The 19,427-nt window shown below is 67.0% G+C and carries 18 protein-coding genes; 11 read left to right on the top strand and 7 right to left on the bottom strand.

The window, feature by feature from the left end:
• Positions 1 to 16: 16 nt before the first annotated feature.
• Positions 17 to 967 carry an agmatinase gene (gene speB, locus G3O06_RS22365; protein ID WP_174918746.1) on the bottom strand — a complete coding sequence of 317 codons (951 nt, stop codon included), beginning with the start codon at positions 965 to 967 and terminating at the stop codon, positions 17 to 19.
• 167 nt (positions 968 to 1,134) lie between these two features.
• Positions 1,135 to 2,019: a helix-turn-helix transcriptional regulator gene (locus G3O06_RS22370; RefSeq protein ID WP_205817541.1), complete on the bottom strand. Its 885-nt coding sequence runs from the start codon at positions 2,017 to 2,019 to the stop codon at positions 1,135 to 1,137.
• Positions 2,020 to 2,218: 199 nt separating this feature from the next.
• Between G3O06_RS22370 and G3O06_RS22375 the strand changes: the two genes are divergently transcribed.
• The 4 genes from G3O06_RS22375 to G3O06_RS22390 all read left to right on the top strand — a co-directional run bounded on the left by G3O06_RS22375 (position 2,219) and on the right by G3O06_RS22390 (position 6,454).
• Complete coding sequence (locus G3O06_RS22375; RefSeq protein ID WP_011356376.1) at positions 2,219 to 2,563, top strand: cupin domain-containing protein; 345 nt, start codon at positions 2,219 to 2,221, stop codon at positions 2,561 to 2,563.
• A gap of 85 nt (positions 2,564 to 2,648) precedes the next feature.
• Positions 2,649 to 4,106 (top strand): FAD-dependent oxidoreductase, encoded by a 1,458-nt coding sequence (locus G3O06_RS22380; RefSeq protein ID WP_205817542.1) that lies wholly within the window; start codon positions 2,649 to 2,651, stop codon positions 4,104 to 4,106.
• Positions 4,107 to 4,209: 103 nt separating this feature from the next.
• Positions 4,210 to 5,400, top strand: a complete 1,191-nt coding sequence (locus tag G3O06_RS22385; RefSeq protein ID WP_205817543.1) for an MFS transporter — start codon at positions 4,210 to 4,212, stop codon at positions 5,398 to 5,400.
• 133 nt (positions 5,401 to 5,533) lie between these two features.
• Complete coding sequence (locus G3O06_RS22390; protein WP_174979464.1) at positions 5,534 to 6,454, top strand: LysR family transcriptional regulator; 921 nt, start codon at positions 5,534 to 5,536, stop codon at positions 6,452 to 6,454.
• Between the two features lie 15 nt (positions 6,455 to 6,469).
• Here the strand turns inward: G3O06_RS22390 and G3O06_RS22395 are convergent, their stop codons facing one another.
• Positions 6,470 to 7,300, bottom strand: a complete 831-nt coding sequence (locus G3O06_RS22395; RefSeq protein WP_175000628.1) for a helix-turn-helix transcriptional regulator — start codon at positions 7,298 to 7,300, stop codon at positions 6,470 to 6,472.
• Between the two features lie 238 nt (positions 7,301 to 7,538).
• Here G3O06_RS22395 and G3O06_RS22400 point away from each other — a divergent pair, with 238 nt between their 5' ends.
• From G3O06_RS22400 to G3O06_RS22415, 4 genes are all read left to right on the top strand, one after another.
• Positions 7,539 to 9,269 carry an amidohydrolase gene (locus G3O06_RS22400; RefSeq protein ID WP_205817544.1) on the top strand — a complete coding sequence of 577 codons (1,731 nt, stop codon included), beginning with the start codon at positions 7,539 to 7,541 and terminating at the stop codon, positions 9,267 to 9,269.
• Between the two features lie 216 nt (positions 9,270 to 9,485).
• Complete coding sequence (locus tag G3O06_RS22405; RefSeq protein ID WP_174973372.1) at positions 9,486 to 10,601, top strand: polyamine ABC transporter substrate-binding protein; 1,116 nt, start codon at positions 9,486 to 9,488, stop codon at positions 10,599 to 10,601.
• Positions 10,602 to 10,698: 97 nt separating this feature from the next.
• Entirely contained in the window at positions 10,699 to 12,267 is a 1,569-nt protein-coding gene (locus G3O06_RS22410; RefSeq protein WP_205817545.1) for a DUF3138 family protein, read from the top strand.
• Positions 12,268 to 12,374: 107 nt separating this feature from the next.
• The gene (locus G3O06_RS22415) at positions 12,375 to 13,451 is read left to right on the top strand and encodes a C45 family peptidase (protein ID WP_205817546.1); all 1,077 of its coding nucleotides are present in this window, start codon (positions 12,375 to 12,377) and stop codon (positions 13,449 to 13,451) included.
• Positions 13,452 to 13,514: 63 nt separating this feature from the next.
• Here G3O06_RS22415 and G3O06_RS22420 read toward each other — a convergent pair whose 3' ends face one another.
• From G3O06_RS22420 to G3O06_RS22435, 4 genes are all read right to left on the bottom strand, one after another.
• Positions 13,515 to 14,912, bottom strand: coding sequence for an MFS transporter (locus G3O06_RS22420; RefSeq protein WP_205817547.1), 1,398 nt, complete (start codon positions 14,910 to 14,912; stop codon positions 13,515 to 13,517).
• 181 nt (positions 14,913 to 15,093) lie between these two features.
• A complete protein-coding gene (locus tag G3O06_RS22425) occupies positions 15,094 to 15,963 on the bottom strand; it encodes a hypothetical protein (RefSeq protein ID WP_205817548.1) in 870 nt (289 codons plus the stop codon).
• Between the two features lie 47 nt (positions 15,964 to 16,010).
• On the bottom strand, positions 16,011 to 16,379 hold the full coding sequence (locus G3O06_RS22430; RefSeq protein WP_174979453.1) for a hypothetical protein: 369 nt from the start codon (positions 16,377 to 16,379) through the stop codon (positions 16,011 to 16,013).
• Positions 16,380 to 16,411: 32 nt separating this feature from the next.
• Positions 16,412 to 16,804 carry a helix-turn-helix domain-containing protein gene (locus G3O06_RS22435; RefSeq protein ID WP_205817549.1) on the bottom strand — a complete coding sequence of 131 codons (393 nt, stop codon included), beginning with the start codon at positions 16,802 to 16,804 and terminating at the stop codon, positions 16,412 to 16,414.
• A gap of 136 nt (positions 16,805 to 16,940) precedes the next feature.
• Between G3O06_RS22435 and gstA the strand changes: the two genes are divergently transcribed.
• The 3 genes from gstA (at position 16,941) to G3O06_RS22450 (ending at position 19,423) form a co-directional block, all read left to right on the top strand.
• Entirely contained in the window at positions 16,941 to 17,573 is a 633-nt protein-coding gene (gene gstA, locus G3O06_RS22440) for a glutathione transferase GstA (protein WP_205817550.1), read from the top strand.
• An 87-nt stretch (positions 17,574 to 17,660) separates the two neighbouring features.
• Positions 17,661 to 18,038: a hypothetical protein gene (locus G3O06_RS22445; protein WP_174973385.1), complete on the top strand. Its 378-nt coding sequence runs from the start codon at positions 17,661 to 17,663 to the stop codon at positions 18,036 to 18,038.
• A 92-nt stretch (positions 18,039 to 18,130) separates the two neighbouring features.
• Positions 18,131 to 19,423: a TolC family protein gene (locus tag G3O06_RS22450; protein ID WP_205817551.1), complete on the top strand. Its 1,293-nt coding sequence runs from the start codon at positions 18,131 to 18,133 to the stop codon at positions 19,421 to 19,423.
• The last annotated feature ends 4 nt before the right edge of the window (positions 19,424 to 19,427 follow it).

Below are 19,427 nucleotides of genomic sequence, written 5' to 3' on the forward strand. Positions count from 1 at the left end.
CATCCTGTCGGTCGGGTTAGCGGTAGGCGACGCCCGGCATCACGCAGAGCATCTCGAACGCGAGGTTCGCGCCCGTGAGCGCGGTGGTGCCGGTCGGATCGTACGGCGGCGCGACTTCGACGAGGTCCGCGCCGACGATGTTCAGGCCCCTCATCCCGCGCACGATTTCGAGGCCCTGCTGCACGGTGAGGCCGCCGATTTCCGGCGTGCCGGTGCCGGGCGCGAACGACGGATCGAGGCCGTCGATGTCGAAGCTCAGATAGACCGGCGTGTCGCCGACGCGTTCGCGCACCTGCGCCATCAGCGGCGCGAGCGACTTGTTCCAGCATTCTTCCGCCTGCACGACGGTGAAGCCCTGCTGGCGGCACCAGTCGAAATCGTCCGCGTGGTAGCCGGTGCCGCGCAGGCCGATCTGCGTGACCTTGTCGCATTGCAGCAGCCCGTCTTCCACCGCGCGGCGGAACGGCGTGCCGTGCGCGATCTTTTCGCCGAACATCGTGTCGTTCACGTCCGCATGCGCGTCGACGTGCACGACGGCGACCTTGCCGTACTTCTTGTGCAGCGCGCGCAGGATCGGCCACGCGATCGTGTGGTCGCCGCCGAGCGTGATCGGCCGGCAGCCGTTCGCGACGATCTCGTCGTACGCCTCCTCGATGCGGCGCACCGAGTCCTTCAGGTCGTACGGGTTGGTCGCGACGTCGCCGATGTCGGCCACCTGCAGCGAATCGAACGGGGCCGCGCGCGTGGCCATGTTGTACGGGCGCAGCAGCACGGATTCGGTACGGATCTGGCGCGGGCCGAAGCGCGAGCCCGAGCGGTTCGACGTGCCGAGGTCGAGCGGCACGCCGACGAAGCACACGTCGAGGCCGTCGGTCGTCGCGGCTTGCGGCAGCCGCATCATCGTGGCGATGCCGCCAAAGCGCGGCATTTCGTTGCCGCCCATCGGTTGATTCAGTTCGCGGGGCATGGGCCGTCTCCTTTTTTCTGAGGTAAAGCGATCGGCCGATGGTAGAGGAGAACGCCCGCGCGAAGATTTTGAAGTCGCAACGTTTACATCGACAGGCTTCGATGCAAGTGGCGCCGCCGCATAGACGCGGCGCAACCGATCGCGGCCGTGCAGTGCGGCCGGGCGTGTCAGCGCGGGATGGCCGGCGGCGCGGCGCCGTCGTGCGAGCCGGCGGAAGGGAAAGTGGTGGTGGCCGAACCCCACGCGGCGAGTTCGCGCTTCGTGCGCACGCCGAGCTTCGCGAACGCGCGCTTCACGTACGACTCGGCCGACGCGACGCGCACGCCGAGGATCTCGGCCGTCTCGGGCACGGTCTTGCCGGAGAGCAGGTGCTTGCAGGTTTCGTATTCGCGCTTCGACAGCTTCACGCCGTCGGCTGCGATCCGTGCATCGAATTGCGCGAGCGGATGGACTTCCGGCATCGGGTGCGCGACGCGCCGCACGGCCGTGGTCGACGCATGCAGTTCGAGCAGCGGGAACAGCACGTCGCTGATGCTGCGAAAGCGGTTCATCTCGGCGAGCGTGAACGGCGGCCGGTCGCGGCCGCGCTCCAGCGCGATCGAATGCTGCGAATAGCGCGTGCCGCGTGCGAGCACGCATTCGTGCCCGATATGCACGTCGTCGAACAGCCGCTGGCGGAATTCGCCGGGCGGGATCGCCGCGATGTCGCGAACAACCAGCATCGTGCCTGTCTTGCCGCGCAGCCCCGCGAACAGCGGGTCGCTGTCTAGAAAGCGCTCGTAGTAGAGCGTCATCACGTCGGAGATTTCGGTGGATTCGGTATCGATGCCACTGCTGCCGATCCATTCGCATCGATAGCCTGTGGGCATCGAGCCGTCGACGCGCGAACGCTCGACATGTGCGACGTCGAGCGGCACCACTTCATTGAGCAGTTGCGTGAGGCGTGGCACGAAGTGCGGCGTGCCGACCGTCTCGATCAGCTCGCCCAACGCCTTGAACGACACGTTGAAGCGGTCGTTGTCGCGGTGGAAGGGGTTCACGTTGAGCAGCATGCGGTTCCCCGGGTGAAAAGCGGCGCGATTGTAGCGTCGGCAACGAAAAACGTCATTAGGGGGAAATACCGGCAGGTGTCCTTGCGACCTGTCAGATCCCGGAAAACACCGCTTGTCCCCCCCGGAGGGGGGCATACCGGGGCAGTGTAAATGAGTAACTTTGTCTCTGCTTTTTTCAATCAAGAGACGAAAGACTCAGATGACCAAACTGATCAAGGACATCCTGCCGCTCGGCGCAGGCATCGGCGAATTCACGAAGCTCGACTTCGGAATGGACGAAAGCGACTGGCGCGCGGCGGAAGGCAAGAGCGGCAACTACATCATCGGCTGGTGGGAAGGGAAAGTCGGCTCGGTGGAGTTTCCGGAAACCGCCGCCGACGAAGCCGTGTGGCTCGTCGAGGGCCGGATCGCGCTGACCGACGTCGAAGGCAACCGCAAGGAGTTCACGCCGGGCCAGGGCTACCTGCTGCCGGCCGGCTTCGCGGGCCGCTGGGAGACGATCGAGGACGCGAAGAAGTTCTACGTGTTGCTCGAGAAGTCGTGATGTCCGAAGCCGCCGCCGTGGTGTCGTCGTCCGTGTGGCGCGCGCCCGGCGGCGGTTTCGTTTTTCGCGTGTGATGGCTGGGATCATGGAAATGGAAGTTAAAGCAAGAGAGACTGCACCGGTGCAGGCGCACGCAATGCGTGGCGCGCCGGTCGCACTGGGCGTCGAGGCGGCGCTCGCGAATACGAAGCTGTTCCCGTACTGGCTCGACAACCCGGCGGCGCCGGCCACCGAGCCGGAACTCGTCGGCGACGTGACGGCCGACCTGCTGATCGTCGGCGGCGGCTTCACGGGGCTGTGGTCGGCCGTGCAGGCGAAGGAACAGATGCCGCACCTGAACGTGGTGCTGATCGAGGCCGGCAAGGTTGCGCACGGCGCATCGGGCCGTGCGGGCGGAATCATCTCGACGTCGGTGATGCACGGGCTGCCGAACGCGGTGCGCGTGTTCCCGAACGACATCGCGCAACTCGAGGAATTCGGCCATCACAACCTCGACGGCTTCGAGGACACGCTGAAGCGCTACGACATCGACGCCGACATCGAGTGGAACGGCGAGATGACGGTCGCGGTCGATCCCGAGCACAACGCGCACCTGAAGGGCGATTACGACCTGCATCGCGAGTACGGCCACAACGTCGTGCTGCTGAACCGCGAGGAAACGCTCGAACAACTGAATTCGCCACTGTTCGCGGGCGCGCTGTGGTCGCGCAACCGCAGCGGCATCGTGCATCCGGCGAAGCTTGCGTGGGGGCTGAAGCGCGCGGCGCTGAAGCTCGGCGTGAAGCTGTACGAGCACACGCCGCTCGTGACCGTGACTGACGAAGGCAGCACGGTGTTCGTGACGACGCCGAAGGGCAGCGTGCGCGCACCGCGCGTCGTGTTCGGCAGCGGCACCGCGAAGGTCGGGATTCCCGACATCAACCGCCGCGTGATGCAGGTGCGCGACCACGTGCTCGCGACCGAGCCGCTCACCGACGAGCAACTCGCGCGGATCGGCTGGAAGAACCGCCAGGGCGTGTACGACACGCGTACTCAGCTCAACTATTTCCGCCTGACGAAGAACAACAACATCATCTTCGGCGGGCTGGTGAGCTATCACTTCGACGGCGACCCGGAGCCGCACCAGGACGGCCAGCGCGAAACGTACTACCGGCTCGCGGAAGCGTTCTACCGCACGTTCCCGCAACTGAGCGACGTGCGCTTCTCGCACGCGTGGGGCGGCCCGATCGACTACTGCTCGCGCGGCTCGGTGTTCGCAAAGCGCTATCTCGGCGACAAGGCCGTGTTCGTCGCCGGCTATACGGGCTTCGGTGTCGCGGCGAGCCGGTTCGGCGCGTTCATGGGGCTGAACATCCTGTTCGATCGCGACAGCCCCGAGCGCAAGCTCGACATCGCGAACCAGAGCCCGAGCTACATCCCGCCGGAGCCGATGCGCTGGATGGCCGCGAAGATCACGTTCCATGCATTCGACGGCGCGGATGCGGAAGGCGGCTGGAAGCGCGCGTGGATCAGCGGCATCAAGGCGATGGGCTTCCCGATGTAAACGATGACAGGGCCGCCCCGCGCCGGGGTGCCCCGTCATCGCGACACCAAAAACGATCCCCAGAGGAGACGGTCCGCACCGCGGACACGGAGAGAGACACCAGATGAATGTAGTCAACCTGCAGGATGAAGCGCGACAGGAAAGCGCGCTGTTCGTCGTCGTGATGCTGCTGCTCGGCATGCTCGGGCCGACGGTCTTCCTCGGCCTGCCCGCGATCGTCGGGCAGGTCGAACGTCATTGGGGCTTCGGCGAAGCGGCGCTCGGGCTGTCGAGCTTCATCGAGGTGCTCGGCGAATCGACGGGCACGCTGCTCGTCGCGTTCGTGCTCGGCCGCCAGCCGGTCCGGTGGGTGCTCGCGGGCGCGGTGACGCTCGCGGCCGGCGCGAACCTCGGCACGCTCGCGACGCACGGGCTCGTCGCGTATTCGGCCTTGCAGTTCATCGCGGGCGTCGGCTCGGGCGGGCTGAACGGCATCGCGCTGCGCTACCTGTCGTATTCGCGCGCGCCGGAACGTAATCTCGGGATCATGCTGATGGGGCAGGTGACGTGGAGCATGGTGCTGCTCGCCTACATCTTCCCGATGCTGAGCGACACATGGGGCGCGCACGGCGTGTTCGGTTTCGTCGCGTGCGTGCTCGGCGTGTTCGTGCTCGCGGCGCCGCTGTTTCGCCGCGGCGAGACGCTGGCCGCACCGGCTCCGGAAGGCGTCGCCGGCCGCATTGACCGCAAGGGCGCAATGCTCGTGCTGTGCGCGCAGCTCGCGCTGTACGGCGGTGTCGGCGTCGTGTGGACCTTCCTCGAGAAGATCGGCACTGCGGCGGGCCTGAGCGGCAAGTCGGTGTCGCTCGTGCTCGGCGTCGCGAACATCGCGAGCCTCGTGATCTGCGCGGCGATGCCGAAGCTCGGCGCGGGCGCAGGCCTGCGCCGCTGGGCGCTCGTGAACCTCGGCGGCTGCGCGGTCGCGGCCGTGCTGCTCGCGCTGCCGGCCTCGGCCGTGACGTTCACGCTCGGCGCGATCGTGTTCATCGGCTGCTGGACCGGCGGCGCGCTGCTGATCTACGCGACGATTCCGCAGTACGACCTGGTCGGCAAGTCGGCCGCGCTGTCGCCGGGCTGCGTCGCGCTCGGCTATGGCGTCGGCTCGGTCGCGGGCGGTTCGCTGATCGAGAGCGCGGGCACGCAGTCGGCGCTGATCGCGGCGATCGTGCTGTGCGCGGTGGCGTTCCTCTGCTACCGGCGGCTGCGGCCGGCCGTGTTCGGCATGGAACGCGCGCTTGCGGTGGCACCTGAATGACGGTGGCGACGCGCGCCGCTGCCGATGGCGGCGCGCGTCCGGTTCGGTTCATCGGTGAAGGCGGCGAGCGTGGCGTGCGATGCGCGTCGGGCTGGCCGGCCGGGTAACGCGCACACGCGCAGCGGCTTGAAGCATGTTCTCGAATACCTCCGATCTCGATCTCCGGCTCATCCGGGTCTTTCTGGCCGTCGTCGACGCACGCGGCATCACGGCCGCCGAGGCGTCGCTTGGCGTGCGGCAATCGACGATCAGCACGCAGCTGTCGGCGCTCGAAGCGCGCGTCGGCTTCAAGCTGTGCGATCGCGGGCGCGGCGGCTTTCGCCTGACGTCGAAAGGCGAACGTTTCGCCGCCACCGCGCGCACGCTCGTCGCGGCCACCTCCGAATTCGTCGCGCGTGTGCGTGACATCGATCGCAAGCTGGTCGGCACGCTGTCGATCGGCCTGATCGGCCAGGCGCCGCTCGTCGAGAACGCGCGCGTGGCCGATGCGATCGGTGCATTCCGCAAGCGTGACCAGGCCGTCACGTTCGCGATGAAGGTCGCGTCGCCGCAGGAGCTCGAGGAAAGCCTCGTCAACAACCAGCTCGATCTCGCGATCGGCTATTTCTGGCATCGCGTGCCCGGGCTGATCTACACGCCGCTGTTTACCGAGCAGCAGGTGATCTACTGCGGACGCGGGCATCCGCTGTTCCATGCGTCGCGGCCCGTGACGGCGGACGACCTGCAGCTTCACGACTGGGTCTGGCGCACCTATCCGGTGCCGGAGGAGCAGTATCCGCTGCCCGAGCGGCGCGTGACCGCGAGCGCGGACAGCATCGAGGCCGCGACGATCCTGATCCTGTCGGGCGGCCATCTCGGCTACCTGCCCGCGCACTACGCGGAGCCGTTCGAGCAGCGCGGGCTCGTGAAGGCCATCGGCCGCTCGACGTTCAGCTTCGACGTGCCGCTGCATCTCGCGATGAAGCGCAGCGCGAGCGACAAGCCGATCGTCGATGCGTTCTGCGAGGACCTGCTGCGCGCATTCAACATCAAGGCGGCCGCGCTGGCCGCATAAGCCGGCGTCGCGCGTTCAGCAGTCGACCAGCACCCAGTCGAACAGCTCGCGGCGCGTGCGCACGCCGAGCTTCGCGAACGCGCGCTTCACGTACGACTCGGCCGTCGACAGCTTCACGTCGAGCTGCTGCGCGGCCTCGGGCACCGAACGCCCGCACAGCATCAGCCGGCAGATTTCGTGCTCGCGACGCGACAATTGCACGTCCTGCCGTTCGAGGCGCGCGTCGAAGCCAGCCTGCGACGCGGTATTCACCGTCCCCGACGCCACGCGCCGCGCCGCGCAGCTACGCGCATGCAGCTCGAACATCGGGAACAGCAGGTCGACCATCTGCCTGAAGTGGAACAGCTCGTCCATCGTGAACGCGGGCCGCCCGACGGTGCGCGCCAGCCCGAGTGCGTATTGCAGGTGCGCGTTGCCGTGCACGAGCATGCATTCCTGCGCGATGCCCGGCTCATCGAAGATCCGGCGGCGGAACTCGCCGTGCGCGATCCCTTCCACGTGGCGCTGTACGAGCAGCGTGCCGGGCTTGCCGCGCAGCGGCGCGACCAGCGGATCGATCTGGCAGTAGTCCTGGTAGTAGACATCCATCACGCGCAGCGTATCGGCCGCGAAGCGCAGGCTGCCGCTGCCGAGCCATTCGACGACGAAGCCCGACGTGCTGCCCGTATCCGCGCGCCAGCGTTCGAGGTGCACGGCGTCGGCGTCGATGCTGTCGTTGACGAACTCGGTGACCGCGCCGACGAAATCCGGCGTGCCGACTGCGCGCAGCGTCGCGCCGAGCGTGTCGGGGCGCACGCCGATCAGGTAGTGGCCGCGGGCGGCCGGGTCGGGCTGGAGAAGTCGCATGGTCGGGCGTGGGCGGTCAGGGGACAGCGCGACGTTACGCGAACGTCGTGCACGCGTCAGCCGGGAATTCACCGGATCAACCCCGCGAATTTCATGCGTTGTCCCCAAAACGATGACAAGACCGCGCGTGCGGCGGCCGGAATTCGCCCAAGCCCCCGCGGCGGGGGGGCATACCACCGCGAATCGTCTGCCTATAGTGAAAGCACTTCGAAAACCTGATCAACAGAAAGGACAGGCCATGCAGATGCAACCGACGCCCGCCGCAACGGATTCGACACCGGCGGATTTCGTTCTGACCAACGCGAAGGTCTACACCGTCGATCCGCACAAGCCGTGGGCACAGGCCGTCGCCGTGCGCGACGGCCGGATCGTCCATGTCGGCGATACGGCGACCGTGCAGGCATACGTCGGTGCGGGCACAAAGGTCGTCGACGCGGCCGGCCGGCTCGTGCTGCCGGGCTTCGTCGAATCGCACTGGCACTTCGAGACGACCGCGTTCGCATTCCAGGCGTTCGTGAACTACGAGGATCCGCAGAAGGTGCTCGCCGCGCTGCGCGCGTACGTCGAGTCGCATCCGGACGAGCCGGCGATCACCGGGATGGGCTGGGTGCAGGCGACGATTCCGCCGGCGCTGCTGCGCAAGGAGACGCTCGACGCGATCTGCGCGGATCGGCCCGTGTGCCTGCTGTCGACCGATTTCCATTCGATGTGGGTGAACTCGAAGGCGCTGGAGATCGCCGGCATCGACGCATCGACGCCGCCCGTGCAGGAAGGCGCGAGCTGGTTCGAGAAGGACGCGGTGACCGGCGAGCCGACCGGCCTGGTCGTCGACGGCGCCGCGTATTCGGTGCTGATGCAGCGGATCAGCGCGGCCGGCCTGCTGCCGACCGGCATCGACCTGTACCTGAAGTCGATCCCGCCGTGGCAGAAGAAGCTGTGCGCGGCCGGCGTGACGACCGTGTTCGACGCGGGCTTCTTCGATCCGAGCGGCGACCAGTCGCTGCTGTACGAGACGCTGCAGACGATGGAGCGCGCGGGCGACCTGAAGCTGCGGGTGGTCGGCAGCGTCGCGGTGATCGGCGAGATCGACGATCCGGTCGGCACGCTCGTCAGATATCGCGAGCAGTACGATTCGCCGCTTGTGAAGGCGCGCGCATTGAAGCTGTTCCTCGACGGCACCGAGGCGAACCACACCGCGTACCTGCTCGAACCGTACGCGGACCGCCCCGATACCTGCGGCGCGCCGACGATGCCGGCCGACACGTTCAACCACTACCTGGTCGAAGCCGATCGCGTGAACGCGAACGTGATGGTCCATTGCGTCGGCGACGCGGCCGTGCGGATGGCGCTCGACGGCTTCGACGCGGTCAACCGCACGAACCCGCCGCGCGACCGCCGCCACGTGATCACGCACGCGTTCCTCACGCATCCGGACGACATCCCGCGCTTCCGCCGCGCGGGCGTGATGGCGAACACGCAGCTGCAGTGGGGCGTGGTCGACGCGTACACCGAGCAGCTGCGCGACCACTACGGCCACGAGCGCTGGAGCAACATGTACAAGTTCCGCACGTTCCTCGACGAAGGCGTGACGGTGTCGATCGGCATGGACGGCCTCGCGTGCCAGTGCCGCTGCCAGCACAAGCCGCTCGAGCACATTGAGTCGGGCCATACGCGCCAGCTCGCGGGCGAGCCCGATGCGCCGGTGTTCCCGGACATCGCCGAGCGCCTGAGCATTCCGCAGCTGATCGCCGCGTACACGATCCACGGCGCGTACCAGCTCGGGATGGAGCACGAGGTCGGGTCGCTTACGCCCGGCAAGCGCGCGGATCTCGTCGTGCTGGAAAACGACCTGTTCGAGGTCGGCCAGTACGACATCGGCCGCATCGACGTCGCGCTGACGATGATGGACGGCCGCATCACGCACGTGGGCGAGGACTTCGGCGTGCGTATGGGCGTGCAGGCATCCTGAACGGTCCGCGGCTGACCTGACGAAGCGGTGACGGATGCTTTCGTATCGCTTCCAGGTTGAGCCGATCGGGGCATCCGTCCGGAACCGGATGCCCCGATTGTGTGGCGTGTCCCCCTGTTGGCAGGGCAGACCGGCCAATTTCCTCTGGCTACATTTTTCCGGACCGAAGCACACACCGTTCATCGCGAGCGGATCATGATATCGACGGAGGAAACCATGGCAGGGGATTGGAGCAAGCATCTGAGAACGGCATGCGCGGCGCTCGCGCTGGGCGGCGTCCTGTGGGCCGGCGCGCCGGTCGCGCACGCGGCGGACGTCGTCAACGTGTACAACTGGGGCAACTCGATCGGCAAGGCGACGATCGCGAACTTCGAGAAGGCGACCGGCATCAAGGTGGTCTACCAGGAGTTCGATTCGAACGAGACGCTGCAGGCGAAGCTGCTGTCGGGCACGTCGGGCTACGACGTGGTTGTGCCGTCCGACATCTTCTGGGCGCGGCAGCTGCAGGCCGGCATCTACCGCAAGATCGACAAGAGCCAGGTGCCGAACTACGGGCTGCTCGATCCGGAAATCATGAAGGTGCTCGCGAAGGACGACCCGGGCAACCAGTTCGGCATTCCGTGGACGTGGGGCACCGACGGGCTCGGGATGAACGTCGAGAAGGTGAAGGCCGCGCTCGGCAACGACGCGCCGCTCGACAGCTGGGCGCTGCTGTTCGACCCGAAGTACGCGCAGAAGCTGAAGCACTGCGGCATTTCGGTGCTCGATTCGCCGGTCGATGCGTTCGGGATGGCGTTCGTCTACCTGAAGAAGGATCCGAACACGACCAACCCGGCCGACTACCAGGCCGCATACGAGCTGCTGAAGACGGTGCGGCCGTATATCACGCAGTTCAATTCGAGCAGCTACATCAACGATCTCGCGGGCGGCGACATCTGCCTCGCGCTCGGCTGGTCGGGCGACGTGAACTCCGCGCGGATCGCGGCCGCTTCCGCGAAGAAGCCGTATCACATCAAGTACGTGATCCCGGCCGAGGGCAGCGCGATGTGGTTCGACATGATGGCGGTGCCGAAGGATGCGCCGCATCCGGACGCCGCGCTGAAGTTCGTCAACTTCGTGCTGTCGGAGAAGGAAAGCGCGAACCTGACCAACGACACGTCGTACCCGTCGGCCGTGCCGTCGTCGAAGCACCTGGTGCGCGCCGAAGTGACGAGCGATCCGGCCGTGTTCCCGCCCGCCGACGTGATCCGCAAGCTGAGCCTCAGCAAGCCGGTTCCGCCTGAGCTGATGCGTCTGCAGAACCGTCTCTGGACGAAGCTGAAGACCGAGTAAGCCGGCCACAGCTCTCCCCAACTCCCGCATACCTTTCGCGCGCCCCGCCGCTCATCGCGGCGGGCGGGGGCGCGCTCGTCCCGACGACCACCCAAACATGAAAATCACACACATGACGGCGCTGTGCCTGCTCGCGTTCGACGCAGCCTCGGCATTCGCGCACACGCCGCAGGCGACCGACGCGAGCAGGATGAAGGCGCTGCAGGCGCAGGTCACCGCGCTGCAGCAGCAGGTGAACGAGCTGCGCGCGAGCATGCTGGCGGCGAAGCCTGCCGGCTCGGTAACGACTGCCAATGCCGCCTCAGACGGCGCGAAGATCGGCACGATCAGCACGGCGCCGGCCGCCGAATCGGCACCAGCGTTCACGAACGACGACCTGCAGCAGATGCGCGAGCAGATCGCGAACGCGTCGCTGAAGGTCGACTCGCTGCAGGAAGCCGCGACCACCGGCCCGCTCGCGGGCCTGAGCATCACCGGTTATGTCGATCCCGTGTACCTGTTCAACCGTGCGCAGCGCACGTCCGGCTTCCAGTTTCTGAACCACGATCCGGGCGCGTACGACTACTTCAACAGCACGATCGGCGACGTCTACCTCGACATCAAGAAGACCTTCGGCGTCGGCCCGATGGCGCCGTCGGCGGAGGTCGTGATCCAGCCGAACCGCGGCTTCGGCAACGTGTTCAGCAATTCGCACGGCGGCATCGGCAACAACATCGTCACGCAGGCGGTGGTCACCGTGCCGCTCAGCACGACGCGCACCTTCGAGATCGGGATGATGCCGAGCCTCGCCGGCTACGAGGTGCAGCCGTCGACGCAGATGCTGACGCTCACGCACGGACTGCTGTACGACTTCAGCGAGCCGGGCAACCTGATCGGCGTCGGGCTGAAGGGCTCCAACGCGGCGATGACGCGCTTCTGGCAGGTCGTGATCGGCAACGAGGTGCTGCGCACCGCCGGCGCGATCGCGAACGCGGCGAACAACACGACGAAGACCAACTGGACGCCGACGATCACCGCGCGCTTCGACAACGCGACGTCGACCGCCTTCGACTTCGGCATCTCCGGGATGCTCGGCCGGCAGTCGCTGTTCTCGCCGTGCGCGCAGGCGGGCGGCTACGGCTACCAGTGCAACGGCTCGTCGCCGACCGGCCTCTACAAGTACGTGGAAGCCGACGTGACCTATACGCGCGACAAGACGCAGGTCAACGCGCAGGTCGACTACGGCGAGCTGCAGAAGGGCGCATGGAACGGCGGCACCGCGCGCTGGTACGGGATGTCGCTGCTCGGCCATACGAAGTGGACGACGTCGTGGGTCGGCCGCATGGGCGCGACGCTGCGCTTCGACTACCTGAACAACACGTCGAACGGCGGCGGCGGCACGAACATCCAGTACGGGCTCGCGGGCGGCAATCCGTCGGTGAACGGGTCGAGCGGCTTCGGCATCGATCCCGCGTGCTTCCAGGGCTCGTCGACGAACGGCACCGAGTGCAAGGGCGCGCAGCGCTATGCGATCACGGCCGACCTGTTGTTCTATCCGACGCAGCAGATCACCGTGAAGCTCGAATACCGCCACGACGCGGCGAACCATCCGGTGTTCCTGAAGAGCAACGGCACGTACGCGCGCAGCAACGACCTGGCCGGGATGCAGTTCATCTATTCGTTCTGACCGTGCTCGCCGTTCCGGCCGGCGTGCGCGCCGGTCGAGCGGCTGAGCGATGCATCACGTTCCGGGCCGCGCGTGCCTGGAACGCATTCAACACAGGAGAGTTGACCTTGAAGCTGCACACCTTCGTGACCGACATCACCGATCCGCGCGCGCGCGGCCGCCTGATCGGCGAGCGCTTCGCACCGGAGATCCGCGAGACGGTCGCGCTTTATCTCGCGTTCTTCCCGAAGCTCGGCATTGAGCCGCAGCGCGCGCGGGAGATCGGCGAAGCGAGCCTGGCCGCGCTCGGCGCGTGGTGCCCGCGCCTTGCCGCCGAAGTCGAGGCGATCGCGGACGGCGTCGACCTGCCGCGCTGGCAGCTTGCGTGCCTGAACGCGCGCACCGAGATTCTCGCCACTGCACCCGCATCGGCCGAAGGCGAATGCTCGACGACCGTCTACGCGCCGGCCGGCCCTCACGCGCCGCGCACGCTGCAGACGTGGGACTGGCACGACAGCCTCGCGCCACAGGGGCTGCTGATGCAGTTCGCGACGCCGCACGGCCGCACCGTCAAGCTGTTCTCCGAATTCGGGATGCTGGCGAAGCTCGGCGTGAACAGCGCGGGCCTCGGGCTGCACTTCAACATCCTGCATCACGCGAGCGACAACGACAGCGCCGGTGTGCCCGTGCACGCGATCGCGCGGCGCCTGCTCGAAGACGCGACGACGGTGCAGGAAGCGATCGACATTGCGCGCACCGCACGCGTGAGCGCGTCGACGGTGCTGACCGTGTTCACGCGTCACGATGCGAACCCGCGTGCGGCGAGCATCGAGCTGAGCCCGTCAGGTGTCGGCGTGGTGGTGCCGCGTCCGGACGGCTGGCTGCTGCATACGAACCACTTCCTCGATCGCGCGCTGAGTGGTGGCGAGTGCATGCCCGACAGCTCGACCACGCGCGAGCGCTTTGTGCACCTGAATGCAGTCGTGAACGGGATGACGAGCGCCGATGTGCGCGAGCGCGCGGCGGCGATGTGCGGGGCGGCCGGCGACCAGGCCGTCGTGTGTTTTCATCCGGATCTGTCGATGCCCGACACCGAGCGCTGGGAAACGTTGCTGACCGTCGGCATCGACACCGATGCGTGCGCGCTCGACTACGTGGCGGGCAATCCGCACGACCTCGCGCGCGACGGGGCCCAGCGGTTCTGACGCGACGCGCAGCCAGCGGTAGCGATGAAGCAGGGCGGCACGCACATGCCGCCCTCGTAACGCTTACGCGTCGATGCGCTCGACCTTGCCGACGAGCAGCCCGTACGACAGGCTGCCGGCGAGCGCCATCGCGGCGATGTAGGTGATCGCGCGCGAGAAGTCCGCGCCGTTCACGAGCAGCCCGATCACGATCGGCGTCGCGATCGCTGAAAGATTGCCGATCAGGTTGAACACACCGCCCGTGAGGCCGATCAGCCGTGCGGGCGCGAGCCCCGACACAAGCGACCACGTGATCGACGCGAAGCCGTTGCCGAAGAACGCGATCGTCATGAACGCGATCACCCAGCCGGTCGACGTGACGTAGTTCGCGCCGATGATGCAGGTCGAGATCAGCAGCCCCGAGATGATCGGCAGCTTGCGCGCGAAGCCCTGCGATGCGCCGCGGCGCATCAGCCAGTCCGACAGCACGCCCGAGCACAGCACGCCGACGAACGCGGCGAGGAACGGCAGCGACGCGAGGAAGCCCGACTTGATAAAGTCCATCCCGCGATACTTGACGAGGTAGGTCGGGAACCACGTGAGGAAGAACCACAGCGTCGAGTTCAGCGCGAACTGGCCGAGATAGATGCCCCACAGCTTGCGCCGGCCGAGCACGACGCCGAGGTCGCGCCACGTCGACGGCGCGCGTTCGGTGCGCGCCGCGACGCGGTCCTCGAGATCGACGAGCCCGCCGCCGTCGCGGATCAGCGAGATCTCGGCCGCGTTGACACCGCGAAACGCGCGCGGCTCGCGGTACACCGCATACCAGATCGCGGCCCAGACGATGCCGGCGAGGCCGGTCGCGACGAACACCATGTGCCAGCCGAGATGCACCTGCAGCCAGGCGAGCACCGGCGTGAGGAACGCGAGGCCGACGAACTGGCCCGACGTGTAGCCGCCGATCGCGCTCGCGCGTTCGCGGGTCGGGAACCAGGTCGTCACCACGCGGTTGTTGATCGGGTAGGCCGGCGCCTCGAGCGCGCCGACCGCGAGGCGCAGCACGATCAGCCCGACGAACGAGCCCGCGAAACCGAGCAGCAGCGTCGCGGCGGACCACAGCGCGAGCGCACCCGCATACAGCACGCGCGGCGACACCTTGTCGACGAGCCAGCCGCCCGGGATCTGCATCAGCGCGTAGGTCCAGCCGAACGCAGAGAACACGAGGCCCGCGCGCACCGGATCGATGTTGAGTTCCTTGAACAGCGCGGGCGCGGCGATCGACAGGTTGCTGCGGTCGAGATAGTTGATCACGACGGTGACGAACAGCAAGGCGAGGATCAGCAGCCGCTTGCGACTGGGTGGCGTGGCCGTTGCCGTTGCGGTGGCCGTGGTCGCGCGGGCGGCGGAGTCGGATGAAGTACCGGCGTGCGCGAGCGGCAACGCCTGCGGGTCGGCTTGGGTGCGTGACGCGGATTGAGCCACGGTTGTCTCCTGTGTTCTGTGCCCGGCCATCGCCCGCGAGCGGGGCGGCCGAATCGAATGGCGTTGGGGCGAACGTTAGAGCCGTGGCGGGAAGCGCGTCAACATTTGGACAGGTATCCCTATTAATGGGATATGGCGCGCTCAATATGTGGGAATGGCGGCGATCACGCCGCCGCCTGCATCAGTTGCCCATCGCGTCCTTCGCACTGACCCAACCCTGCACCGCGCCCGCATGCGGGTTGCGATACCGCACCTTCAGCCACTGGAAATCGGCGCTCGCATCGATCAGCTCGACCGTGTCGCCCGCGACGACGTAACGGCGCGTGGGCGCATCGGTCATTGCATCGTGCAGCGGCAGGCGCGCCGGGCGCACCTTGAACGTGACGGTGCCGCCGCCGTACGCATCAGGGCGGCGCGACACGCGTTTGCCTTGCGCGTCGTAGGTCAGCAGCATCGACGACGGGCCGGCATCGGTGTCGAACAGGTCGCGCAGGTCGTCCGGTATCACTTCGCTGGACTGGTACAGATACATCTTGCCGCCGGCATCGAAGCGGTATGCATCGGTGTACCAGATCGGGCCGCCGCGGCACGAGCTGTACAGCGTGCGCTCTTTCGGCTTCGCGACCACGTTGACGAGGTCGTCGCAGTTGCCATGCGGCATGTTGCTCGCCGGCATGTGCAGCGGCTCGAACTGCTGCCGCGCGGCGTCGTACAGGTAGATGCCGTAGCTGTCGTTGACCATGCCGAGGGTCGCGTGCATGGCGAGATCGCGGTGGCCGTCGAAGTTGTAGTCGTCCGACGAGAGGTGATAGTGGCCTTCCTCGTCGGTGGCTGTCACGTCGAGCGTTTGCGTCTTGCCGCTCGGCAGGAAACGCACGGTGATGTGCTCGCTGTCCGCACGTTCGACGCGGGCCGTGACGGTGTCGTCGACCTTGAACGTGAGCAGCGGCTTGGCTGCGTGCGCGACGGGCGTGATCGATGCGCACGCGGCGAGCAGCAGCATGGTCGCGGCGAGGCGGGGAAGCGGGCGGAATCGCGGGGAGCGCGTCATGAGCGGGCGTAGGAACGAAGGTCGAGGATGAACGGGCCGGCGGCTGCCTAGCCGCGTGCGCTGTCGTCCTGAAAGCCGTTCTTGCCGACGAAGATCTCCTTCAGCGCGGCGCGCAGCGTGACCGGATCGTATTGACCGGGCGCGAGATGGATCACGTAGCGCGTCTGGCCGTCGAGACGTGCGGCGATGCCGGGTTCGATCTCGACGTCGATCGTGTCGTCCGTCAGGCGCACCGACAGATCCTTGACGCGCACGCTGATCTGGTCGCGCACCATCACTTCGATCAGCGCGTCGTCCGGAAAGCGCGACAGCGCGAAGCAATAGTCCTGCTCGGCGTCGTGACAGTAGATGTTGGCGAAGCTTTCGTCGTCGTCGAGATCGGACGTCGCCGCACCGATGGTGGCGTGAAGTTCCATGAATGTGGGTTCCTGCTTAAGGGTGGTCAGGGTTATCGGGTTGAATGGAGGGCGGTTTCGATCGCGGCTGCGGCGCCGGGCACCCCGCCGGTGTCGCACGACGTATCGACATCGCGCGCCTTCAGCCACAGTCCGAATTCGCGCATCACTTCGACCACGGGCCGCAGCCGGTTGCCGTCGGCGGTCAGGTCGTACTCGACCCGCACCGGCACTTCCGGATAGACGGTCCGCCGCACGAACCCGGCGTCTTCGAGTGCGCGCAGGTCGAGCGTCAGCATCCGTTGCGAGATGCCGGGCATGTCGCGCCGCAGGTCGCTGAAGCGTCGCGGCCCGTCGAGCAGATACGACACCAGCAGCAGCCGCCAGCGGCCGCCGAGCAGGCGCATCGCTTCTTCAACGGAACATCCGGTCGCACTCGTTTTCATCGTGCAGATTCCTGGTCGGTAAATTTTTTGTGACTACGGCACAAACGACTGCCGTCTTCTCAGCCCTGCGCCGATGCGAGATATTAGCGCCCGCGTCGCGGCGAATCGATACATGGACAACACATCAAGGAAACGCATGAAGCTCTATCACGCTCCCGGAAGCTGTTCGCAGGCGATCTGCATCGTGCTGCGCGAAGGCGGCATCGAAGCGGAAGTCATCAAGGTCGACGCGCGCAAGCATGTCATTGAAGACGGGCGAAATTACTACGACGTGACCGAACTCGGCTACGTGCCGCTGCTCGAACTCGACGACGGCACGCTGCTGTGCGAAGGGCCGGTGATCGCGCAGTATCTCGCGGATTTGCGCCCGGATGCGGGGCTCGCGCCCGCCTACGGCACGCTCGCGCGCTATCGGCTGATGGAGTGGCTCAACTTCCTCGGCACCGAGATCCACAAGGGCTTCATCCCGCTGCTGTATGCGGTGCAGGCGGGAAAATACGTCGACCCGGCGAGAACGAAGCTCGACAGCCGCTTCGCCTGGATCGACCGTCAGCTTGAAGGGAAGGCGTTCGTCACGGGCGACACGTTCACGGTCGCCGATGCGTACCTGTTCGCGCTCACCGGCTGGGGCAAGGCGGAATGGATGCGGTCGGTGTACAACGCGGATATCGACCTGACCCGGTATACGCATCTGCGTGCGTGGTACGAGCGGGTGCGGGCGCGGCCGGCGGTGCGGGCGGTGCTGGAGGCGGAGGGGCTGGAGCGGTAGCAGGCGGCGGCGGTCGCTGAGCGGGCGCGTCGTTCCGCTTCATCGATGCGCCGCCACACAGCAAATCCCCGCGCTATAATCCCCGCCATGAAATTCCTCCGGACCATCATCCTGCTGCTGCTCTGCGCGGTGCTGCCCATCAGCGGGCTGGCAGCCAGCGGCCTGGCCGGGGAATGTCCGATGATGCAGCAGGGCATGTCGATGGACATGGACGCTGGCATGTCCGCCGACATGCCGGGCTGCGATTCGATGAAGTCGTCGCCCACCGGCAAGGCCCACGCGAAAGCGAAGGGCATGTCCTGCAAGCTGACGGCGCAATGCCAGTTCGGCAGTCTCTATCATCCGGCCGCTCGCGCCGAAGTCAGTCGTCCCGCTGCATACGCCAGCACCGTCGCCTTCCACTACGCGCAAATCCTCCCGGTCCGCGATCCGAACGGATTGTGGCGCCCTCCACGCATCAGCTGATCCCGATCCGATAGGTTCGCCGCATTCGCGGTGAGGTTCGTCCTGTATCAGGACGTGGAATCCCTATGGGGTTCCGCCGTTGGGGTTAAACCATGTCATTCCATCCCGGCACGCCGCTTGCGCGGCGTGCGCGTCGGCGCGCGCCCGTGCTTTGGGCGGCGCTGCTGGTTGCGGGCGCCGTTCACGCGCAGCAACCACCTTTCACGCTGGACGCCGCGCTGCAGTCCGCGACCGATCATTCCGCTTCGATGCAGGCCGCCCAGGCATCCGTTCGTGCCAGCTCGGAGGCGGCCGTGAAGGCCGGCCAGCTGCCCGACCCGATGCTCAAGGCCGGCATCGACAACCTGCCGGTCAACGGCGGCCAGCGCCTCACCATCGGCCAGGACTTCATGACGATGCGCCGCATCGGCATCGAGCAGGAGTGGGTGTCCGGCGACAAGCGGCGCCTGCGCTCGGCGCTCGCCAACGAGCAGGTCGGGCGCGAGCGCGCCGGTTATCTCGCGCAGCTCGCGAGCGTACGCCAGCAAACCGCGACGGCGTGGCTGAACGCCGTCTACGCGAAGCAGGCGCTCGCGCTGCAGCAGGCGTTGCTCGATCACATGCACCATGAACTCGACGCGACAAAGGCGTCGTATCGCGGCGCGAAGGCGAGTGCGGCCGATGTCGTCCAGGCACGGGCCATGCTCGCGCAGACGCAGGATCAATTGCTGAAAGCGCAGCAGGTCTACCAGACCGCGCTCATCGCGCTGTCCCGCTGGACCGCCGTGCCGGCCGACGATGTCACCGGTACGCCGCCCGCGCCGGAGTCGTTCGTGTCGTCGCTGCCGCAGGACGAACTGCGGCTGTCGCAACCGGCGCTGATCACCGCCGCCGACGATATCGCGGTTGCCGAAGCCGATACGGCCGTGGCGAACAGCGAACGCAGCCCGAACTGGACGTGGGAAGTCGCGTACCAGCAGCGTGGCGGCGCGTATTCGAACATGGTGTCGGTCGGCGTGACGATCCCGCTGCCGCTCAATCGCAAGAACCGCCAGAACCGCGACGTCGCCGAAAAGGCCGCGCTCGCGACGAAGGCGCACTTGATGTACGAGGACACGCTGCGCCAGGTGCAGGCCGATATCCGCACGCAGTCCGCGACGCTCGCGAGCGGTCGTGCGCGCATCGCGAATCTCGGCGACGCGTTGCTGCCGGCCGCCGACCAGCGCGTGCAACTGGCGAACGCCGCGTACCGCGCCGGCACGGGCTCGCTCGCAGATACGTTCGCCGCGCGCCGCGCGCAACTGGATGCGCAACTGCAGGTGCTCGATCTCCGGCGCGAGGTTTCGCAGACCTGGGCGCAGCTCGAATACCAGGTCGTGCCGTCGACGCTGGCCGCCGCGCAATAACGGA

The organism is Burkholderia sp. Ac-20345 (genome assembly GCF_017104825.1).
Taxonomy (GTDB): domain Bacteria; phylum Pseudomonadota; class Gammaproteobacteria; order Burkholderiales; family Burkholderiaceae; genus Burkholderia; species Burkholderia lata_B.

Bases quoted from the DNA above. Each gene is read 5' to 3' on its own strand.
- speB (WP_174918746.1), bottom strand. From the start codon at position 967: ATGCCCCGCGAACTGAATCAACCGATGGGCGGCAACGAAATGCCGCGC.
- G3O06_RS22370 (WP_205817541.1), bottom strand. From the start codon at position 2,019: ATGCTGCTCAACGTGAACCCCTTCCACCGCGACAACGACCGCTTCAAC.
- G3O06_RS22375 (WP_011356376.1), top strand. From the start codon at position 2,219: ATGACCAAACTGATCAAGGACATCCTGCCGCTCGGCGCAGGCATCGGC.
- G3O06_RS22380 (WP_205817542.1), top strand. From the start codon at position 2,649: ATGGAAATGGAAGTTAAAGCAAGAGAGACTGCACCGGTGCAGGCGCAC.
- G3O06_RS22385 (WP_205817543.1), top strand. From the start codon at position 4,210: ATGAATGTAGTCAACCTGCAGGATGAAGCGCGACAGGAAAGCGCGCTG.
- G3O06_RS22390 (WP_174979464.1), top strand. From the start codon at position 5,534: ATGTTCTCGAATACCTCCGATCTCGATCTCCGGCTCATCCGGGTCTTT.
- G3O06_RS22395 (WP_175000628.1), bottom strand. From the start codon at position 7,300: ATGCGACTTCTCCAGCCCGACCCGGCCGCCCGCGGCCACTACCTGATC.
- G3O06_RS22400 (WP_205817544.1), top strand. From the start codon at position 7,539: ATGCAGATGCAACCGACGCCCGCCGCAACGGATTCGACACCGGCGGAT.
- G3O06_RS22405 (WP_174973372.1), top strand. From the start codon at position 9,486: ATGGCAGGGGATTGGAGCAAGCATCTGAGAACGGCATGCGCGGCGCTC.
- G3O06_RS22410 (WP_205817545.1), top strand. From the start codon at position 10,699: ATGAAAATCACACACATGACGGCGCTGTGCCTGCTCGCGTTCGACGCA.
- G3O06_RS22425 (WP_205817548.1), bottom strand. From the start codon at position 15,963: ATGACGCGCTCCCCGCGATTCCGCCCGCTTCCCCGCCTCGCCGCGACC.
- G3O06_RS22430 (WP_174979453.1), bottom strand. From the start codon at position 16,379: ATGGAACTTCACGCCACCATCGGTGCGGCGACGTCCGATCTCGACGAC.
- G3O06_RS22435 (WP_205817549.1), bottom strand. From the start codon at position 16,804: ATGAAAACGAGTGCGACCGGATGTTCCGTTGAAGAAGCGATGCGCCTG.
- gstA (WP_205817550.1), top strand. From the start codon at position 16,941: ATGAAGCTCTATCACGCTCCCGGAAGCTGTTCGCAGGCGATCTGCATC.
- G3O06_RS22445 (WP_174973385.1), top strand. From the start codon at position 17,661: ATGAAATTCCTCCGGACCATCATCCTGCTGCTGCTCTGCGCGGTGCTG.
- G3O06_RS22450 (WP_205817551.1), top strand. From the start codon at position 18,131: ATGTCATTCCATCCCGGCACGCCGCTTGCGCGGCGTGCGCGTCGGCGC.